The following is a 14,654-nucleotide window of genomic DNA, read 5'->3' as shown; positions in this document are numbered from 1 at the left end:
CCATGACATATGTCGTTAGCACGAGTAGACTTAGCAAGAACCTGAGTGGGAACAACATCTTGTCCGATGTGAACCTTCACATTAAGAAAGGAGAAATCTACGGACTCTTAGGTCTGAATGGAGCTGGCAAAACATCGGTCATGAAGCTGCTTACGGGCTTATGGAAGCCAACTGAAGGAGTGATTGAACTTTTCGGAGAGAGACTTATAACTGGTGACTGCAAATCTAAGAAGCGAATAGGTAGCTTGATTGATTATCCAATATTTTATGAAAAGCTAACTGCTCGGGAAAATCTGGAGCTACACTGTGCATACATGGGTTATCACGATCACCGGTCTATCGATGAAGCACTTGCATTGGTCGGCTTAACCGTTGAAGGAGCCAAAACTGTAAAAAGCTATTCACTTGGCATGAAGCAACGCCTTGGATTAGCCCGGGCAATATTGACCCGACCGGAGCTGTTACTTCTAGATGAGCCAATCAATGGTCTTGATCCGGTTGGATTGAAGAACATGCGAAACCTGATTTCCGCATTGAGTAAAGAATATGGAATGACGGTGTTTCTAACTAGCCACTTACTGCGGGAGTTAGAGCTAATCGCAAATACGATTGGTGTCATTCGTGAAGGCAAGCTTATCCGAGAAGTGGCAATGGAGAACATCCAAAGGGACTGGACGGAGTATATTGAATTGGTGACAAAAGATGTCGTGAAGGCAGTTAGCATATTGTCTAATAAGCTAGAAATGTGCAATTTTAAATTGATAAATGAATCGACAATTCGTATCTACGATTTAAGTTTACCTCAACCTGAAAAAATTGTACGAACGCTAATTCTGAATGGAGTTGACATTGGAGAAATCAGACGCAAGAATCAAACGCTGGAGGACTATTTTTTAAATCTTCTGCAAGGCAGTGGGAATACATGATTTCGCTAATAAAGTTGGAATTAAAAAAATTCAAACTGAATGGATATTTTTTGTGTGTTATAGTGTCGAACTTGGTGATGACGGTTTTGGTCTGGATGATGATGTTACAGTGGTCAGTGGAAAACACCTACATACATCCAACCTACAACGTTGCATTTGATTTAACTCGTTCCATGGTGAATTTTACGTTCGTAATATTTGCTGCAATACTAATGGCTCGAATAATTGTCGGTGAGTACGTGAATAAGACAACCTCCGTGCTATTCACCTATCCAATTAGGAGACAGAAGCTGCTTATATCCAAGCTGGCATTAATCTCGCTTGTTACCTTTGTTATTATTATCATCTCCAATCTGTTCATTAATCTTGTCTTAATCGGGTTAAACGTCAAATATGATTTCGTCAAGGAACCTCTTACTTCCCCAATCATATCCAATCAAGTGGTGGAAATTCTTATTCATGCCGTTTTAAAGACGATGAGTAGCTGGATTCCACTTGTTTTGGGAATGCTTCGGAAATCACCAACGACGACAATTGTTTCTGTTTTCATTATCGAGTTTACCTCCATTTCCATGAATAACGGGCCTACATATACTGTAACTCCTGCTGTCGAAATGACGCTGGCAGTGATTGGAGCTGTGGGTGCATACTGGATGATCTACAAAGCCGAGAGAGAAGATATATTGTAATGGAGGTAGAATTCTCAAAGGATATTTACTAGTAAATTAAAGGTGAGGTACCCCTAAAAATTTAGATTTAAAATCTAACTTTTTGAAATAGGAACTAGCTATATAAATGCTGATCCTTAGTTATTGCGCACTATATAATGTAGTTACCCACAGTGTCACACCAACACAACCTAAAAAGCTCCTCTTATGAGGGGCTTTTTTAATCAATCCACACATAAATAGTACTTTCTATTTGTAGCTTTAAATTTATATCTTGATTAATTGCTATCATGATTGATTTAATAAAGTAGCCTACACAAATTACGGCTAATTGAATACTTTATTATAGACCTGTTAAGGGTCTTTCCACATGTTATTTCCTGGCCCTTCATTTCATATGGAGGGCTCAATTTATGATATTGTTAGTGGTTATTTTTATTTAAAAATAAAACAAGCATTTGACTTAAGATAACTGCCAACTCAATTAAGGGTAACATTGAATATATTATATTAAATCGAAAATAAAGGAGGGAAATTGTATGTGGAGGCCAAAGAGAAAATTTGATAAAGATGGTAATCAAGAGTTTTTCTCTACCGCAAAAGCAGATGCAGATGCAAAAGCTAAAGCCGATGTAGATTTCGACAGTGATATTCATGTTGATAACGATAACGATAATGATAACGACAATGACTTAAAAAACAAAAACCGCAATTTTAACATTGCGAAGATCACTAAAAGTGGCAACTCTTATGTTAATGTTATTTCCGATGATGAAGACGACGATGACAGGAAACGTAAGAAATACTATTAATAAGTACTAGTGGGGTAATATAATTTATCCCACTCTTTTTCTATGAAAGTGGGGAATAAATTTGCAAAATTCATTAAAAAATGGTCGCTCAATAGACTTCAATAATGAAAGTCTATCTACAATTGGATACAGCGGTAATTCAGATGTGGATGTAGAGGTTATAGTTGATACAACTCCAATTGCATATGCAATGTTATGTACTCTTTTAGCTACAAAACAAATCTCCGACAATGAATTTAGCGCTGCAGTTAGAAAATTAGAGGATTTAACCCATAGAAACAAACATCACTCTACAAGAGAATTGAACGATTTATCACAAGTAAAATTAAATAAAAAACGGTTAAGAAGGTACAATTAGCCTTCTTTCTGTACATAATTCACTCAATAAAATTGGATTGTCATCATTACCTGAACCAAACGTATCACTAACTTTACTAATTCATCCAGTTCACGAACAAATATATTTTCAGGGCTGCATATAAGACGATAGGAGCCGAATACTACCTAACGTCTTATATCAGCTCTAAATCACCTATTTATTTAATATCTTACTTCAATTGTGCTTGTACCAGAGAATACATTCATCGCGTAATCTACATCTACATAATATACACCTGGTAAAACGTCAGTAATTGTTCTGGAAGGTTGAGTACCTACTGAAAGGGGTCCCCATAGTGTACATCTACCAGAGTCCCTATTACATATCCGCACTCGCCCTGACTCCCAATATAAATCCTCTCCCGAGAGTCTAATTGTAACATCGCCTAGCGAAGGAACAGAAAATTGACCGTCCCATTTACCATCTCTTGTTGTAAAAGGAAATGGACCGAAATACTTTACTGCATTAATTTCATTTTTAGGACTTTCATTTCCAGTAGTTTCAGCTGCGATTGATTCTGAGGGGAAGGTCTGAGAAGCTAAAATAATCATGACGGGAAAAATTATTAGTGCAAGAATCTTTTTCAACATATCTCACCTCCTTTAACTACATTTAACTATTTCTACAAATATTCACATCTTCCTTCATTTTTTTGTAAATTTTCCATTAAATTCATTTTATAATCATAATAGTAATTACCTTAATAAAAAATGGAACCATTCATGGAATCTGAATAAATATAGTCAAAATATAGTCACAAGCTGAAAATGATTATAAAAAAGACCCTTATCCAAGTTGGATAAGAGTCTTTGAAACGTTGATATTTTAACGTTTTGAGAACTGAGGTGCACGACGTGCTTTTTTAAGACCGTATTTCTTACGCTCTTTCATACGAGCATCACGAGTTAGGTAGCCTTCTGTTTTAAGAGATCCACGATATTCTGGATCAGCTTCAAGAAGCGCACGTGCGATTCCGTGACGGATAGCACCAGCTTGACCAGTAAAACCTCCACCATGAACGTTAACAATAACGTCATAAGTACCTTGAGTTTCAGTAGCCACTAGCGGCTGATTTAAAATTAAAATTTGTGTTTCGTATGGGAAATAATCTGATGCGTTACGTCCGTTAATTGTAACATTACCTGTACCAGGTACTAAACGTACGCGTGCAGTTGATTTTTTACGACGACCTGTGCCATAGTATTGTACTTGTGCCAAAATGTTTACCTCCTTTTAGTTACCCACGAAGCTCGTAAACTTCCGGTTTTTGTGCTTGATGAGTGTGTTCAGATCCTCTGAATACGTGTAATTTTTTACCCATTTTACGTCCTAGAGAGCCTTTAGGAAGCATTCCTTTAACAGCAAGCTCTAGCATTTGCTCAGGATATTTCGTACGCATTTCGTATGCAGTACGCTCTTTAAGTCCACCAGGGTGGTTTGTATGGCGATAGTAAATTTTATCTGTAATTTTCTTACCACTTAATTCTACTTTTTCTGCGTTAATGATAATCACATGGTCACCAGTGTCTGCATGTGGTGTGTAAGTTGGCTTATGCTTTCCACGAAGGATCGCAGCAACTTCACTCGCTAAGCGTCCTAAACGCTTGCCTTCTGCATCAACAACTAGCCATTTGCGTTCAATATTATTTTCATTTGCCATGAAAGTTGTGCGCATGAGTGTTTCCCTCCATATTTAAAAAAAATCAATTTCAATATTCATTCGTCTATTTCAACATAATTAGTTTCCGGGGCTAATCATGGTTTAGAAATAAAATGCCATAGATCATAATACACCAAATGATAGGATTTTGTCAAGAGCTGATGCATATGATTTGCATTTTCTCCGACAATCCGCTTACCTTTTTTCATCATACCTAACATTCCATAAATAGAGGCCTTCTGAGGGCACGGTTTCTCCAACAAGCCTTCTATCCCTCTTCGCCAATAAATCCATGATATCAGCCGGCTGACGCCTTCCTTGACCTATATCTAAAAGGACACCTACGATAATTCGGACCATATTATATAAAAAACCACTCCCGCGAAAGATAAACTCAATTTCCGAGCCTTTCTTTTCACAACTCACCTGATAAAGCGTCCGCTCTTTTGTTCCTTTGGTAGTAGCTTTAGCAGAGGAAAAAGTTGTAAAATCATGGGTCCCCTCTAGATAATCACAAGCCGCTTGAATGGACCTAATATCTAATTCATAAGGAAAATAATATGCATAATTCCGTTTAAATACATCCGGTTCACTTTCATGCCAAACATAATATCGATATTCTTTTTCAATTACATCATAGCGTGCATGAAATGAATCATCTGCATATTCGACTTCTTTAACATATAGATCATTCGGAAGTAAGGTATTTAAGGCCTGCTTCCAGTTATATAGAGGAATATCATAAGCTGAGTCAAAATGAATGGTTTGACCCTTCGCATGAACACCTGTATCTGTTCTTCCAGAAGCTTGAATACGAATGTACTCCCCTTTATGCATTTTAGTTAAAGCTGTCTCTAACGCCCCTTGTACGGTTCGTTTCTTAGGCTGTATCTGAAAGCCTGAAAACTGTGATCCGTCATAATTAATAATGCACTTAAGTCTTACCATACTGTAGCAGCCTTCCTTTGAAAGATAGATATTATCGTAGTAACGGAAATTCTATCCTTCCAATTATAATAATTAATTTCGTGTAATAAATAATCCGATTATAATACAAAGAAATAAGATATAGATGAATACATCACGTTTCGCAATTTTTAATTCACGAAGCTTTGTGCGCCCCTCTCCACCTTGATATCCTCTTGCTTCCATAGCCATTGCCAGTTCTTCTGCGCGCTTGAAAGCACTGACAAATAATGGAACAAGCAAAGGTACGACAGCTTTTATCCTTTCTTTTACAGGTCCTGTTTTAAAATCAACACCTCTTGAAGCCTGCGCCTTCGATATCTTTTCTGTCTCCTGTAGTAGAGTGGGGATGAATCGTAGTGAAATAGACATCATTAATGCTAATTCATGCACAGGAAACTTCACTTTCTTTAAAGGACGTAGCATATCCTCAATCGCGTCCGTGATCTCAATTGGTGTCGTGGTTAGGGTTAATAGAGAGGTTACTAAAATAAGTAAAAAGAACCTCATCGATATCGCAAATCCTTGAATTAACCCACCAGTATAAATGGTAAGCGTAAATATTTCCAATACAGGCTTGCCCTCTTTCGTGACAATCATATGGAGAATAAACGTAAAGATAATAAGAAACCATACGGGCGTTAACCCTTTTAATATAAACTTAATCGGGACTTTGGATGAAATTAAACTAGCTAAGGCAAAAGCTGTTAATATCCCATAACTCCAAACATTATTGGCAAAAAACACAATGAAAACATAAATAAATATTATCGAAATCTTTGTTCGTGGATCTAACTTATGAATGATAGAATTTCCCGGGACATACTGACCAATAACCAAAGCATTATTCATGTAGGGTTCCCCCTTTTAACGAACGCTTCATTTGCAAACCAAGTTGTTGCACAGTTTGCCTAGTATAGGGGATATGGTTACCAAATTTCTTTTCATAGTTATCAAGAAATTGTACCATTTCTGGAACGTCTAACTGTACATTCTGTAATGCCTCTTTTTGGACAAATACTTCCTCAGGCTTCCCTTCCATATATTTGGTTCCCTTATTAAGAATAATGACATGATCAGCGTATTTTACTGCATCCTCCATACTATGTGTTACTAAAATTGTCGTAAGTGCTTGCTCCTGATGCCTGGTATAGAACATTTCCATGATTTCCTTCTGTCCACGTGGATCTAATCCAGCAGTAGGCTCGTCCAATACAAGTACTTCAGGCTTTGTTGCTAATACACCAGCTATTGCCACCCGCCTCATTTGGCCACCGCTTAAGTCAAACGGAGAACGGTTCAAGAAATCTTCCGTTAAGCCAACAGCTGATAGAACTTCTGGAATTCTGTCTTGTATTTCTCTATCCCCAACACCAAAATTTCGCGGACCAAAGCCAATATCCTTCGCTACCGTTTCCTCAAATAGTTGATGCTCCGGATATTGAAATACAACACCTACACGACTTCTAAGCTCTTTCATTAATTTAGGTTTTTCTTCTGCGCTTAAATGATAATCTCCTATCCATACGTCACCTTCAGTTGGTCTGATTAGTCCATTTAAATGTTGGATTAATGTTGATTTTCCAGAACCAGTATGTCCGATAATTGCTACAAAAGAACCAGAAGGGATATGAAAATCTAAATGGTCAATTGCTTTATGTGCGAACGGTGTATGCTGTTGATATACGTAGCTTACGTTCTTGAATGTAATATCCATAAGTCCTCCAGCAGTTCTTCATGATTTAGTGGCTCCTGTGTAACGGGAATGGCCTCTGCTTTTAATACATCAGCTAACCTAGATACAAACGGAACATCCAATCCAATCTTACGCAATGCTTCCTTCTTTGAAAAAATTTCTCTCGGCACACCCTCCGCCCAAATCTGTCCATCATTCATTACAATGGCACGATCAGCTTGAATGACTTCTTGTAAGTCATGGGTGATCGTAAGTAATGTGACCTCTTTTACCTTCTGTACGCCAGCTATTGTCTTCATAATTTCGTTTCGCCCTTTTGGATCAAGCATTGCTGTCGCTTCATCTAAAATTATAACCTTTGGGGAAATGGCTAGAACACTTGCAATCGCTACACGCTGTTTTTGTCCACCAGATAATCGATGTGGTTCTGTAATTCGATAATCCTCCATACCTACAGCGCTTAAGACATCATCCAAGCGCTTAAGCATTTCTTCTCGAGGTAATCCTCTATTTTCCATGCCAAAGGCTACATCGTCCTGAACCGTCGTTCCCACAAACTGGTTATCTGGATTTTGAAAAACCATTCCAACATCTTTCCGTACATCCCATACAGATTCCGAATTTACCTGCTTGTCATCTATGAAAATTTCACCCTCTTGCGGAAACAATAAACCATTCATTAATTTAGCGATCGTGGATTTACCTGAACCATTATGACCAATTATGGCAACCCACTCATTTTCATAGATTGTAAACGAACAATTCTTTAGTACCCAAGGCTGCTCATCTCCATATCGAAAAGATACATTTCTAAACTCGATTAACTTCTTACTCATCATTGTTCCTCCATCTAAACTCACCCGGGGTGTATTCTTTCCTCTAATGAACATGTCTCAGCTTCGTTCTTTAGCTGATTGATTAAGGCTTTACGATGCAATTCGTATGTTAGACGAATGATCTTTCCTTTCCTTTTTCCTTCTACAAAAAAAGGGCTTGGATGCACCTCGTAGAAGAGATTCAGTCCTGCCCTTGTCGGATGTGGTTACATTAAACTAGTTCAATAATTGCCATTTCTGCTCCGTCACCTTGACGAGCACCCAATTTAAGAACACGAGTGTATCCACCTTGACGGTCTTCGTAACGTGGAGCCACATCATCGAAAAGTTTTTGAATCACATTTTCGTTTTCGTTAGCTTCCTTGTTATATAGAAATGATGCTGCTTGACGGCGAGCATGAAGATCCCCACGCTTACCTAAAGTAATCATTTTTTCTACGATGGATCTTAGCTCCTTCGCTTTTGCTTCTGTTGTTTCAATCCGTTCATGAATAATTAAGTCAGAAGCAAGGTTACGAAGCAACGCCATACGATGATCGGTTGTACGACCTAATTTTCTAGCCATGGACTATCCCTCCCTTTCATGATGACTAATGACTTATTTAAAATACGATCAACTGAAAAAAGCTACGTCCAGATCATACTGCACTTTTGATTTTATCAGTCATCATCTCGTAAGCCTAGGCCAAGGTCATTAAGTTTTACTTTTACCTCTTCTAATGACTTGCGACCAAGATTACGTACTTTCATCATATCTTCTTCAGATTTATTTGAAAGCTCTTGAACTGTATTGATACCAGCACGTTTTAAGCAGTTATAAGATCGAACAGATAGATCAAGTTCTTCGATGGTCATTTCCATCACTTTTTCTTTTTGATCTTCTTCTTTTTCGACCATAATCTCTGCGTTCTGCGCTTCATCTGTTAAGCCTACAAAAATGTTTAGATGCTCCGTAAAGACTTTCGCGCCTAAAGAAACAGCTTCTTCAGGTCGAATACTTCCGTCAGTCCATACATCCATTGTTAATTTATCAAAATTAGCTACTTGCCCTACACGTGTATTCTCTACTTGATACGTAACACGTGACACTGGAGTAAAAATTGAATCAATTGGTATGATACCAATTGGTTGGTCATCTCTTTTGTTAGCATCAGCGGGACGATAGCCACGTCCACGTTCTGCTGTAATCTTCATATGCAAGCTGCCTTTGCTATTTAACGTTGCAATTGGCAAATCCGGATTTAATACTTCTACATCACTATCGAATGTTAGGTCTGCAGCCGTAACTTTTCCTTCTCCCTGCACATCAATCTCTAATGTTTTCTCTTCATCAGAGTAAATCTTTAGAGCTAGTTTCTTCAGATTCAAAATAATCGTTGTCACATCTTCAACAACACCTTCGATTGTTGAAAATTCATGTAGCGCTCCATCAATTTGAACTGATGTAACAGCAGCACCTGGAAGTGAGGATAGTAGGATACGACGCAAGGAGTTTCCTAGAGTGGTACCATATCCACGTTCGAGCGGTTCGACTACGAATTTTCCAAATGTAGCATCATCGCTGATTTCTACCGTTTCAATTTTTGGTTTTTCAATTTCGATCATTCAATAAAACCCTCCTTTAAAACGTCGAAACCCCGGTTAGACCAGCTGTCTAACCGAAATTCCTCAAATAGGCAGTTGGCGTTTCTGCACTACCTGTAGTTCTTTCGTACGTTCTTGTCTCTCGGATGCTGTTCGCTAAAGGAGATATACTCCTTTACACTTTTAGCTATCATAACCCATTATAGACAGGGTGACAAATTATATACGGTATAATTATACACGACGACGTTTTGGTGGGCGACAACCGTTGTGAGGAACTGGAGTTACGTCCTTAATTGCAGTAACTTCCAATCCTGCTGCTTGAAGTGAACGGATAGCTGCTTCACGGCCAGCTCCAGGTCCTTTAACCGTTACTTCAAGTGTTTTCATGCCATTGTCAATTGCAGACTTAGCAGCAGTTTCAGCTGCCATTTGTGCAGCAAAAGGTGTAGATTTACGTGAGCCTTTAAAGCCAAGTGCACCAGCTGAACTCCATCCAAGAGAGTTACCTTGTGTGTCCGTAATCGTTACAATTGTGTTGTTGAACGTTGAACGGATATGTGCAATACCTGACTCAATATTCTTTTTCACACGACGTTTACGTGTATTAGTTTTACGTGCCATAGATTATACCTCCTTTTCGTTATTTCTTCTTATTAGCGATCGTACGACGTGGTCCTTTACGTGTACGTGAATTATTTTTTGTTTTCTGTCCACGAACAGGAAGCCCACGACGATGACGGATACCGCGATAAGAGCCGATTTCGATTAGGCGTTTAATATTAAGGGATACTTCACGACGAAGGTCACCTTCAATTGTATATTCGTCCGTTGCTTTACGGATTCTTCCTAATTCATCCTCTGTAAGGTCGCGTACGCGTGTGTCTTCGGAAACGCCTGCTTCTTTAAGGATATTTTGTGCAGTGTTTTTTCCAATACCATAAATATAGGTTAGTGAAATAACTACACGTTTATCACGTGGAATATCAATACCTGCAATACGTGCCATAGCTTTCAAACACCTCCAATTTCTTAACCTTGTTTTTGCTTATGCTTCGGATTTTCACAAATTACCATTACTTTACCATTTCGTTTAATAACTTTACATTTTTCACAAATGGGTTTTACTGATGCTCTTACTTTCATCATCTTTACCTCCTTTAATGGAGCAGAGCTTATTTATAACGGTACGTAATTCGTCCTCTAGTTAAATCATACGGAGAAAGTTCAACCGTTACTTTATCGCCAGGAAGAATGCGAATAAAATGCATACGAATTTTACCAGAAACATGGGCTAATACTGTATGACCATTTTCCAATTCTACATTAAACATCGCATTTGGCAACGTTTCTGTTACGGTTCCTTCCACTTCAATTACATCGTCTTTCGCCATCGTGTTGATCTCCCTTCTTCAAATCAGTCACAACTTCATTGACAAATTTAGCTATGGCAAATCGTAATTTACCATTTGTGACACGACCAGTTTCTAGAAGGCTGTTTTGGACTTCTGGAGAAATATAATCCATTCTTTCAATATGATGCAGATTCTTTTTCTTTGGTCGATCATATTTACGTTTTTCCCCATCTGCAAGCAAGACATACTTTTCATCGATAATTTTAATTACTAATGCGTATTGACCCGCTTCACGTCCTTGCATAATACGAACAACTTGACCTATTAGCGGAATCGAATCATCTTCGTTCAACAACGATCACCTTCACTTAGGCTATAGTTTATATGGCTACCTTTTAGATGATGTCCCAAAGGTCCGGTAAAGACGTATTATCGAACTTCTTCGTACTCTTTATCCACCCTTAGAACAACTAAAAATAGGAAAAAGGTTTACTCACTTTTCATCCTGTGTCACTTTATTATGAAGTAATACACGTTTATGCGTATGTTACTCTCGACTAATTATAACTTTTAACAATTAGAATTGCATCCCTCGTGCGCTTAATTACAGTTAAGATGCTTATTTTTCAATTTTTGACTGAATATCTTGAAATACTTCATCAATATCCTTATCTCCATTGACAGTTACAAGATATCCTCTATCCTCGTAAAAATCCAATAACGGTTTGGTTTGCTCCATATTTACAGATAAACGAGTTTTCACCGTATCGGCTTTATCATCATCACGTTGGATTAATTGTGAACCATCCTTATCACAGACCCCATCTTCCTTAGGCGGGTTATAAACTACATGATAAGTTGCTCCGCATGTCGGACAAATTCTACGACCAGTTAGACGCTCCACTAATTTTTCTTCCGGTACATCTACATGAAGTACGTAATCAATGGATTGATCCATATCTTGCAATAAGTCCTGTAAGGCTTCTGCTTGAGCGATTGTCCTTGGAAAACCATCTAATAGGAAGCCATTCTTACAATCATCCTTACCCAAGCGTTCTCTGACAATCCCAATCGTAACTTCATCTGGAACAAGTTCGCCTTGATCCATATATTCTTTTGCTTTCTTTCCTAGGTCTGTTCCCTCTTTAATAGCTAAACGGAACATATCTCCTGTTGAAATATGAGGGATGTTATATTTTTCATTTATTTTCTCAGCCTGCGTACCTTTACCAGCACCTGGCAGACCCATTAAAATCAAGTTCAACAATTTTCCCCTCGCTCTCATTGTCAGCAAAAATTACTTTATAAACCCTTTGTAGTGACGCTTTACCAACTGACTTTCCAATTGTTTCATCGTTTGCAGGGCAACACCTACAACGATAAGTAAGCTTGTGCCGCCAATTTGTATAGACGCAGGTAGATCGGCTATTCCACCTAGGGCGATTGGTAGTACAGATACAGCTGCTAAAAACAGCGCGCCTACGAATGTTAAACGATATAAGACTCTTGTCAAATACGTTTCCGTATTCTTACCAGGACGAATGCCCGGAATGTAGCCACCTTGTTTTTGTAAATTCTCAGCCATTTGTTCAGGATTCACTTGAACAAATGTATAGAAATAAGTGAAAGCAATAATTAATGCTACATAAATAACCATACCTGTTGGCTGCGTATAATCGAATATACGTTGAATTGTTGCTGCAATCTGATTACCTTCAAAGAAACTGGCAACCGTACTAGGTGCCATGATAAATGCAATCGCGAAAATGACTGGAATTACCCCAGCAGCATTTACTTTTAACGGTAAATGTGTAGAGTGCCCGCCAACTGGAGAGCGATTTACAAGTTTTTTGGCATATTGTATAGGTATTTTTCGCAATGCCTGTTGAATGAAAATTACTCCAACTGTCACTGCTACAACTACCAAAGCAATTAAGGCAACAATAACAATGTTAATAAACAAATCATCACCAGGATTTATAAAATACTGGCTGTATAATTGTTTAATTCCATTCGGTACTGCTGCTACGATACCTGCAAAAATAATGATGGAAATTCCGTTACCTACTCCATTCGCAGTGATTTGTTCACCTAACCACATCAGGAATGCAGTTCCACTTGTTAACACAATAGCAATAACAAGAAACTTCATTATTCCAGGGTCAGCAATTAGCAAACCACCTGCCATCGCATTAAAGCCAATAGACATTGCAATTGCTTGGATAAACGCAAGTACAATCGTACCGTAACGCGTAACCTGCGCTAATTTCTTTCGGCCTGCATCCCCTTGCTTTTTCCATTCAGCAAATTTGGGTACAACATCCATCTGTAATAATTGCATAATAATTGATGCCGTAATATAAGGCATAATTCCCATGGCAAAAATGGAGAAGTTTTGTAAGGCTCCCCCACCAAATGTATTCAGAAATCCAAATACGTTTTGCTGGTTCATCAATTGATCGATTGCTAGCTTATCTGTAAATGGCACAGGAATAAATGTGCCTAGACGGAAGACAACCAACATCAATAATGTGAAAATTATTTTCCGCCTAATGTCACCTACGCGCATAAAATTGGAGATTGTACGGAACATTAAATCACCTCTGTTTTACCGCCCGCTGCCTCTATTGCTTCTTTCGCTGAAGCAGAGAACTTGTGAGCTTTTACTGTTAGTTTCTTTTCGATAGCACCATTGCCAAGTACTTTAATACCGGCTTTAAGTTTGCTTACGACACCTTCTTCCAGTAATAGCTCAGGTGTAATTTCTGTGCCGTCTTCAAAACGATTTAAAGTATCCAGGTTTACAATTGCAAATTCTTTACGGTGAATGTTTGTAAATCCTCGTTTTGGCAGACGTTGAAATAGTGGCATTTGACCACCTTCAAAGCCCGGACGAGTTCCACCGCCAGAACGTGCTTTTTGACCTTTATGTCCACGACCGGATGTTTTACCGTTACCTGATGACATACCACGACCTACACGATTACGATTTTTACGTGTACCTTCTGCAGCCTTCAATTCATGAAGTTTCATGCGAGCACCTCCTCTTTACGCTAATTTCGTATTTAAACTTCTTTAACCGCTATTAAATGAGATACTTTATTAACCATACCACGAAGAGCTGGCGTATCTTCATGAACAACAGATTGACGAATTTTTTTAAGTCCTAGTGCTTGAACAGTTTTCTTTTGACCTTCTGTTCCACCAATAACACTGCGCGTGAGGGTGATTTCTAGTTTTTTAGACATAACAGTTCCCTCCTTATCCTAACAGTTCTTCTACAGACTTCCCGCGTAGTTTTGCTACGTCTTCTGCACGCTTCAAGTTTGTTAGTCCATTCAATGTTGCACGAATCATATTAATTGGTGTATTTGAACCTAGTGATTTAGTTAGTATATCACCTACACCAGCAAGTTCCAAGATGGCACGAACTGGGCCACCAGAGATAACTCCTGTACCTTCTGCAGCTGGTTTTAATAATACATTACCAGAACCAAATTGACCATGAATTTCATGCGGAATTGTGGTTCCAACGATCGGTACTGTAATTAAATTTTTCTTAGCATCGTCAACTGCTTTTTTAATTGCTTCTGGTACCTCTTGCGCTTTTCCTGTACCAAAACCTACATGACCATTCTTATCTCCGACTACAACTAGAGCTGCGAAACGGAAACGACGTCCACCCTTTACAACTTTTGCAACACGGTTGACCGTAACAACGCGTTCTTCTAGATCTAATTTGTTCGGATCAATGTTTTTACTCATGTATGTC

23 protein-coding genes are annotated in these 14,654 nt (G+C 38.4%); 4 read left to right on the top strand and 19 right to left on the bottom strand.

Going from position 1 to position 14,654, the window contains the following annotated elements; genetic code table 11:
- Positions 1-2 precede the first annotated feature (2 nt).
- The 4 genes from JUJ52_RS07420 to JUJ52_RS07405 all read left to right on the top strand — a co-directional run bounded on the left by JUJ52_RS07420 (position 3) and on the right by JUJ52_RS07405 (position 2,764).
- Entirely contained in the window at positions 3-926 is a 924-nt protein-coding gene (locus JUJ52_RS07420) for an ATP-binding cassette domain-containing protein (RefSeq protein WP_205389410.1), read from the top strand.
- Positions 923-1,615, top strand: coding sequence for an ABC transporter permease (locus tag JUJ52_RS07415; RefSeq protein ID WP_166530048.1), 693 nt, complete (start codon positions 923-925; stop codon positions 1,613-1,615). The genes JUJ52_RS07420 and JUJ52_RS07415 overlap by 4 nt, the downstream gene beginning before the upstream one ends.
- A 518-nt stretch (positions 1,616-2,133) precedes the next feature.
- Positions 2,134-2,406, top strand: coding sequence for a hypothetical protein (locus JUJ52_RS07410; RefSeq protein WP_026680287.1), 273 nt, complete (start codon positions 2,134-2,136; stop codon positions 2,404-2,406).
- A 61-nt stretch (positions 2,407-2,467) separates the two neighbouring features.
- Positions 2,468-2,764 (top strand): hypothetical protein, encoded by a 297-nt coding sequence (locus JUJ52_RS07405; protein WP_051388262.1) that lies wholly within the window; start codon positions 2,468-2,470, stop codon positions 2,762-2,764.
- A 182-nt stretch (positions 2,765-2,946) separates the two neighbouring features.
- Here the strand turns inward: JUJ52_RS07405 and JUJ52_RS07400 are convergent, their stop codons facing one another.
- The 19 genes from JUJ52_RS07400 to rpsE form a co-directional block, all read right to left on the bottom strand.
- On the bottom strand, positions 2,947-3,375 hold the full coding sequence (locus JUJ52_RS07400; protein ID WP_205389408.1) for a hypothetical protein: 429 nt from the start codon (positions 3,373-3,375) through the stop codon (positions 2,947-2,949).
- Positions 3,376-3,610: 235 nt separating this feature from the next.
- A complete protein-coding gene (gene rpsI / locus JUJ52_RS07395; protein WP_026680264.1) occupies positions 3,611-4,003 on the bottom strand; it encodes a 30S ribosomal protein S9 in 393 nt (130 codons plus the stop codon).
- A 19-nt stretch (positions 4,004-4,022) separates the two neighbouring features.
- Entirely contained in the window at positions 4,023-4,460 is a 438-nt protein-coding gene (rplM, locus tag JUJ52_RS07390; protein ID WP_026680263.1) for a 50S ribosomal protein L13, read from the bottom strand.
- Positions 4,461-4,640: 180 nt separating this feature from the next.
- A complete protein-coding gene (gene truA / locus JUJ52_RS07385) occupies positions 4,641-5,393 on the bottom strand; it encodes a tRNA pseudouridine(38-40) synthase TruA (protein WP_026680262.1) in 753 nt (250 codons plus the stop codon).
- A 72-nt stretch (positions 5,394-5,465) separates the two neighbouring features.
- The gene (locus JUJ52_RS07380; protein WP_026680261.1) at positions 5,466-6,263 is read right to left on the bottom strand and encodes an energy-coupling factor transporter transmembrane component T family protein; all 798 of its coding nucleotides are present in this window, start codon (positions 6,261-6,263) and stop codon (positions 5,466-5,468) included.
- A complete protein-coding gene (locus tag JUJ52_RS07375) occupies positions 6,256-7,128 on the bottom strand; it encodes an energy-coupling factor ABC transporter ATP-binding protein (protein ID WP_205389407.1) in 873 nt (290 codons plus the stop codon). The genes JUJ52_RS07380 and JUJ52_RS07375 overlap by 8 nt, the downstream gene beginning before the upstream one ends.
- Positions 7,104-7,943: an energy-coupling factor ABC transporter ATP-binding protein gene (locus JUJ52_RS07370; protein WP_026680259.1), complete on the bottom strand. Its 840-nt coding sequence runs from the start codon at positions 7,941-7,943 to the stop codon at positions 7,104-7,106. Before JUJ52_RS07370 ends, JUJ52_RS07375 begins: the two co-directional genes overlap by 25 nt.
- 211 nt (positions 7,944-8,154) lie before the next feature.
- The gene (rplQ, locus tag JUJ52_RS07365; protein WP_026680258.1) at positions 8,155-8,508 is read right to left on the bottom strand and encodes a 50S ribosomal protein L17; all 354 of its coding nucleotides are present in this window, start codon (positions 8,506-8,508) and stop codon (positions 8,155-8,157) included.
- A gap of 95 nt (positions 8,509-8,603) precedes the next feature.
- Positions 8,604-9,548, bottom strand: coding sequence for a DNA-directed RNA polymerase subunit alpha (locus tag JUJ52_RS07360; protein WP_026680257.1), 945 nt, complete (start codon positions 9,546-9,548; stop codon positions 8,604-8,606).
- 213 nt (positions 9,549-9,761) lie between these two features.
- On the bottom strand, positions 9,762-10,151 hold the full coding sequence (gene rpsK, locus JUJ52_RS07355; protein ID WP_026680256.1) for a 30S ribosomal protein S11: 390 nt from the start codon (positions 10,149-10,151) through the stop codon (positions 9,762-9,764).
- 19 nt (positions 10,152-10,170) lie between these two features.
- Positions 10,171-10,536 carry a 30S ribosomal protein S13 gene (gene rpsM, locus JUJ52_RS07350; protein ID WP_026680255.1) on the bottom strand — a complete coding sequence of 122 codons (366 nt, stop codon included), beginning with the start codon at positions 10,534-10,536 and terminating at the stop codon, positions 10,171-10,173.
- A gap of 23 nt (positions 10,537-10,559) precedes the next feature.
- On the bottom strand, positions 10,560-10,673 hold the full coding sequence (gene rpmJ / locus JUJ52_RS07345) for a 50S ribosomal protein L36 (protein WP_005999442.1): 114 nt from the start codon (positions 10,671-10,673) through the stop codon (positions 10,560-10,562).
- A 29-nt stretch (positions 10,674-10,702) separates the two neighbouring features.
- A complete protein-coding gene (gene infA / locus JUJ52_RS07340; RefSeq protein ID WP_010095735.1) occupies positions 10,703-10,921 on the bottom strand; it encodes a translation initiation factor IF-1 in 219 nt (72 codons plus the stop codon).
- Positions 10,899-11,234, bottom strand: a complete 336-nt coding sequence (locus JUJ52_RS23835; protein WP_026680254.1) for a KOW domain-containing RNA-binding protein — start codon at positions 11,232-11,234, stop codon at positions 10,899-10,901. Before JUJ52_RS23835 ends, infA begins: the two co-directional genes overlap by 23 nt.
- A gap of 267 nt (positions 11,235-11,501) precedes the next feature.
- Positions 11,502-12,146, bottom strand: coding sequence for an adenylate kinase (locus tag JUJ52_RS07330; protein ID WP_026680253.1), 645 nt, complete (start codon positions 12,144-12,146; stop codon positions 11,502-11,504).
- Positions 12,147-12,179: 33 nt separating this feature from the next.
- Entirely contained in the window at positions 12,180-13,475 is a 1,296-nt protein-coding gene (gene secY, locus JUJ52_RS07325) for a preprotein translocase subunit SecY (RefSeq protein ID WP_026680252.1), read from the bottom strand.
- A complete protein-coding gene (gene rplO / locus JUJ52_RS07320) occupies positions 13,475-13,915 on the bottom strand; it encodes a 50S ribosomal protein L15 (protein WP_026680251.1) in 441 nt (146 codons plus the stop codon). Before rplO ends, secY begins: the two co-directional genes overlap by 1 nt.
- A gap of 32 nt (positions 13,916-13,947) precedes the next feature.
- Positions 13,948-14,130, bottom strand: coding sequence for a 50S ribosomal protein L30 (gene rpmD / locus JUJ52_RS07315; RefSeq protein WP_026680250.1), 183 nt, complete (start codon positions 14,128-14,130; stop codon positions 13,948-13,950).
- 13 nt (positions 14,131-14,143) lie between these two features.
- On the bottom strand, positions 14,144-14,647 hold the full coding sequence (gene rpsE / locus JUJ52_RS07310) for a 30S ribosomal protein S5 (protein ID WP_026680249.1): 504 nt from the start codon (positions 14,645-14,647) through the stop codon (positions 14,144-14,146).
- Positions 14,648-14,654: the final 7 nt, after the last annotated feature.

It is taken from the genome of Virgibacillus sp. AGTR, from assembly GCF_016919725.2.
Taxonomy (GTDB): domain Bacteria; phylum Bacillota; class Bacilli; order Bacillales; family Amphibacillaceae; genus Virgibacillus; species Virgibacillus salarius.
This window is presented reverse-complemented; position numbering and strand designations above follow the sequence as displayed.

Coding starts and splice junctions, on each gene's coding strand:
- JUJ52_RS07420 (WP_205389410.1), top strand. CDS start 3: ATGACATATGTCGTTAGCACGAGTAGACTTAGCAAGAACCTGAGTGGG.
- JUJ52_RS07415 (WP_166530048.1), top strand. CDS start 923: ATGATTTCGCTAATAAAGTTGGAATTAAAAAAATTCAAACTGAATGGA.
- JUJ52_RS07410 (WP_026680287.1), top strand. CDS start 2,134: ATGTGGAGGCCAAAGAGAAAATTTGATAAAGATGGTAATCAAGAGTTT.
- JUJ52_RS07400 (WP_205389408.1), bottom strand. CDS start 3,375: ATGTTGAAAAAGATTCTTGCACTAATAATTTTTCCCGTCATGATTATT.
- rplM (WP_026680263.1), bottom strand. CDS start 4,460: ATGCGCACAACTTTCATGGCAAATGAAAATAATATTGAACGCAAATGG.
- truA (WP_026680262.1), bottom strand. CDS start 5,393: ATGGTAAGACTTAAGTGCATTATTAATTATGACGGATCACAGTTTTCA.
- JUJ52_RS07380 (WP_026680261.1), bottom strand. CDS start 6,263: ATGAATAATGCTTTGGTTATTGGTCAGTATGTCCCGGGAAATTCTATC.
- JUJ52_RS07375 (WP_205389407.1), bottom strand. CDS start 7,128: ATGGATATTACATTCAAGAACGTAAGCTACGTATATCAACAGCATACA.
- JUJ52_RS07370 (WP_026680259.1), bottom strand. CDS start 7,943: ATGAGTAAGAAGTTAATCGAGTTTAGAAATGTATCTTTTCGATATGGA.
- rplQ (WP_026680258.1), bottom strand. CDS start 8,508: ATGGCTAGAAAATTAGGTCGTACAACCGATCATCGTATGGCGTTGCTT.
- JUJ52_RS07360 (WP_026680257.1), bottom strand. CDS start 9,548: ATGATCGAAATTGAAAAACCAAAAATTGAAACGGTAGAAATCAGCGAT.
- rpsK (WP_026680256.1), bottom strand. CDS start 10,151: ATGGCACGTAAAACTAATACACGTAAACGTCGTGTGAAAAAGAATATT.
- rpsM (WP_026680255.1), bottom strand. CDS start 10,536: ATGGCACGTATTGCAGGTATTGATATTCCACGTGATAAACGTGTAGTT.
- rpmJ (WP_005999442.1), bottom strand. CDS start 10,673: ATGAAAGTAAGAGCATCAGTAAAACCCATTTGTGAAAAATGTAAAGTT.
- infA (WP_010095735.1), bottom strand. CDS start 10,921: ATGGCGAAAGACGATGTAATTGAAGTGGAAGGAACCGTAACAGAAACG.
- secY (WP_026680252.1), bottom strand. CDS start 13,475: ATGTTCCGTACAATCTCCAATTTTATGCGCGTAGGTGACATTAGGCGG.
- rplO (WP_026680251.1), bottom strand. CDS start 13,915: ATGAAACTTCATGAATTGAAGGCTGCAGAAGGTACACGTAAAAATCGT.
- rpmD (WP_026680250.1), bottom strand. CDS start 14,130: ATGTCTAAAAAACTAGAAATCACCCTCACGCGCAGTGTTATTGGTGGA.
- rpsE (WP_026680249.1), bottom strand. CDS start 14,647: ATGAGTAAAAACATTGATCCGAACAAATTAGATCTAGAAGAACGCGTT.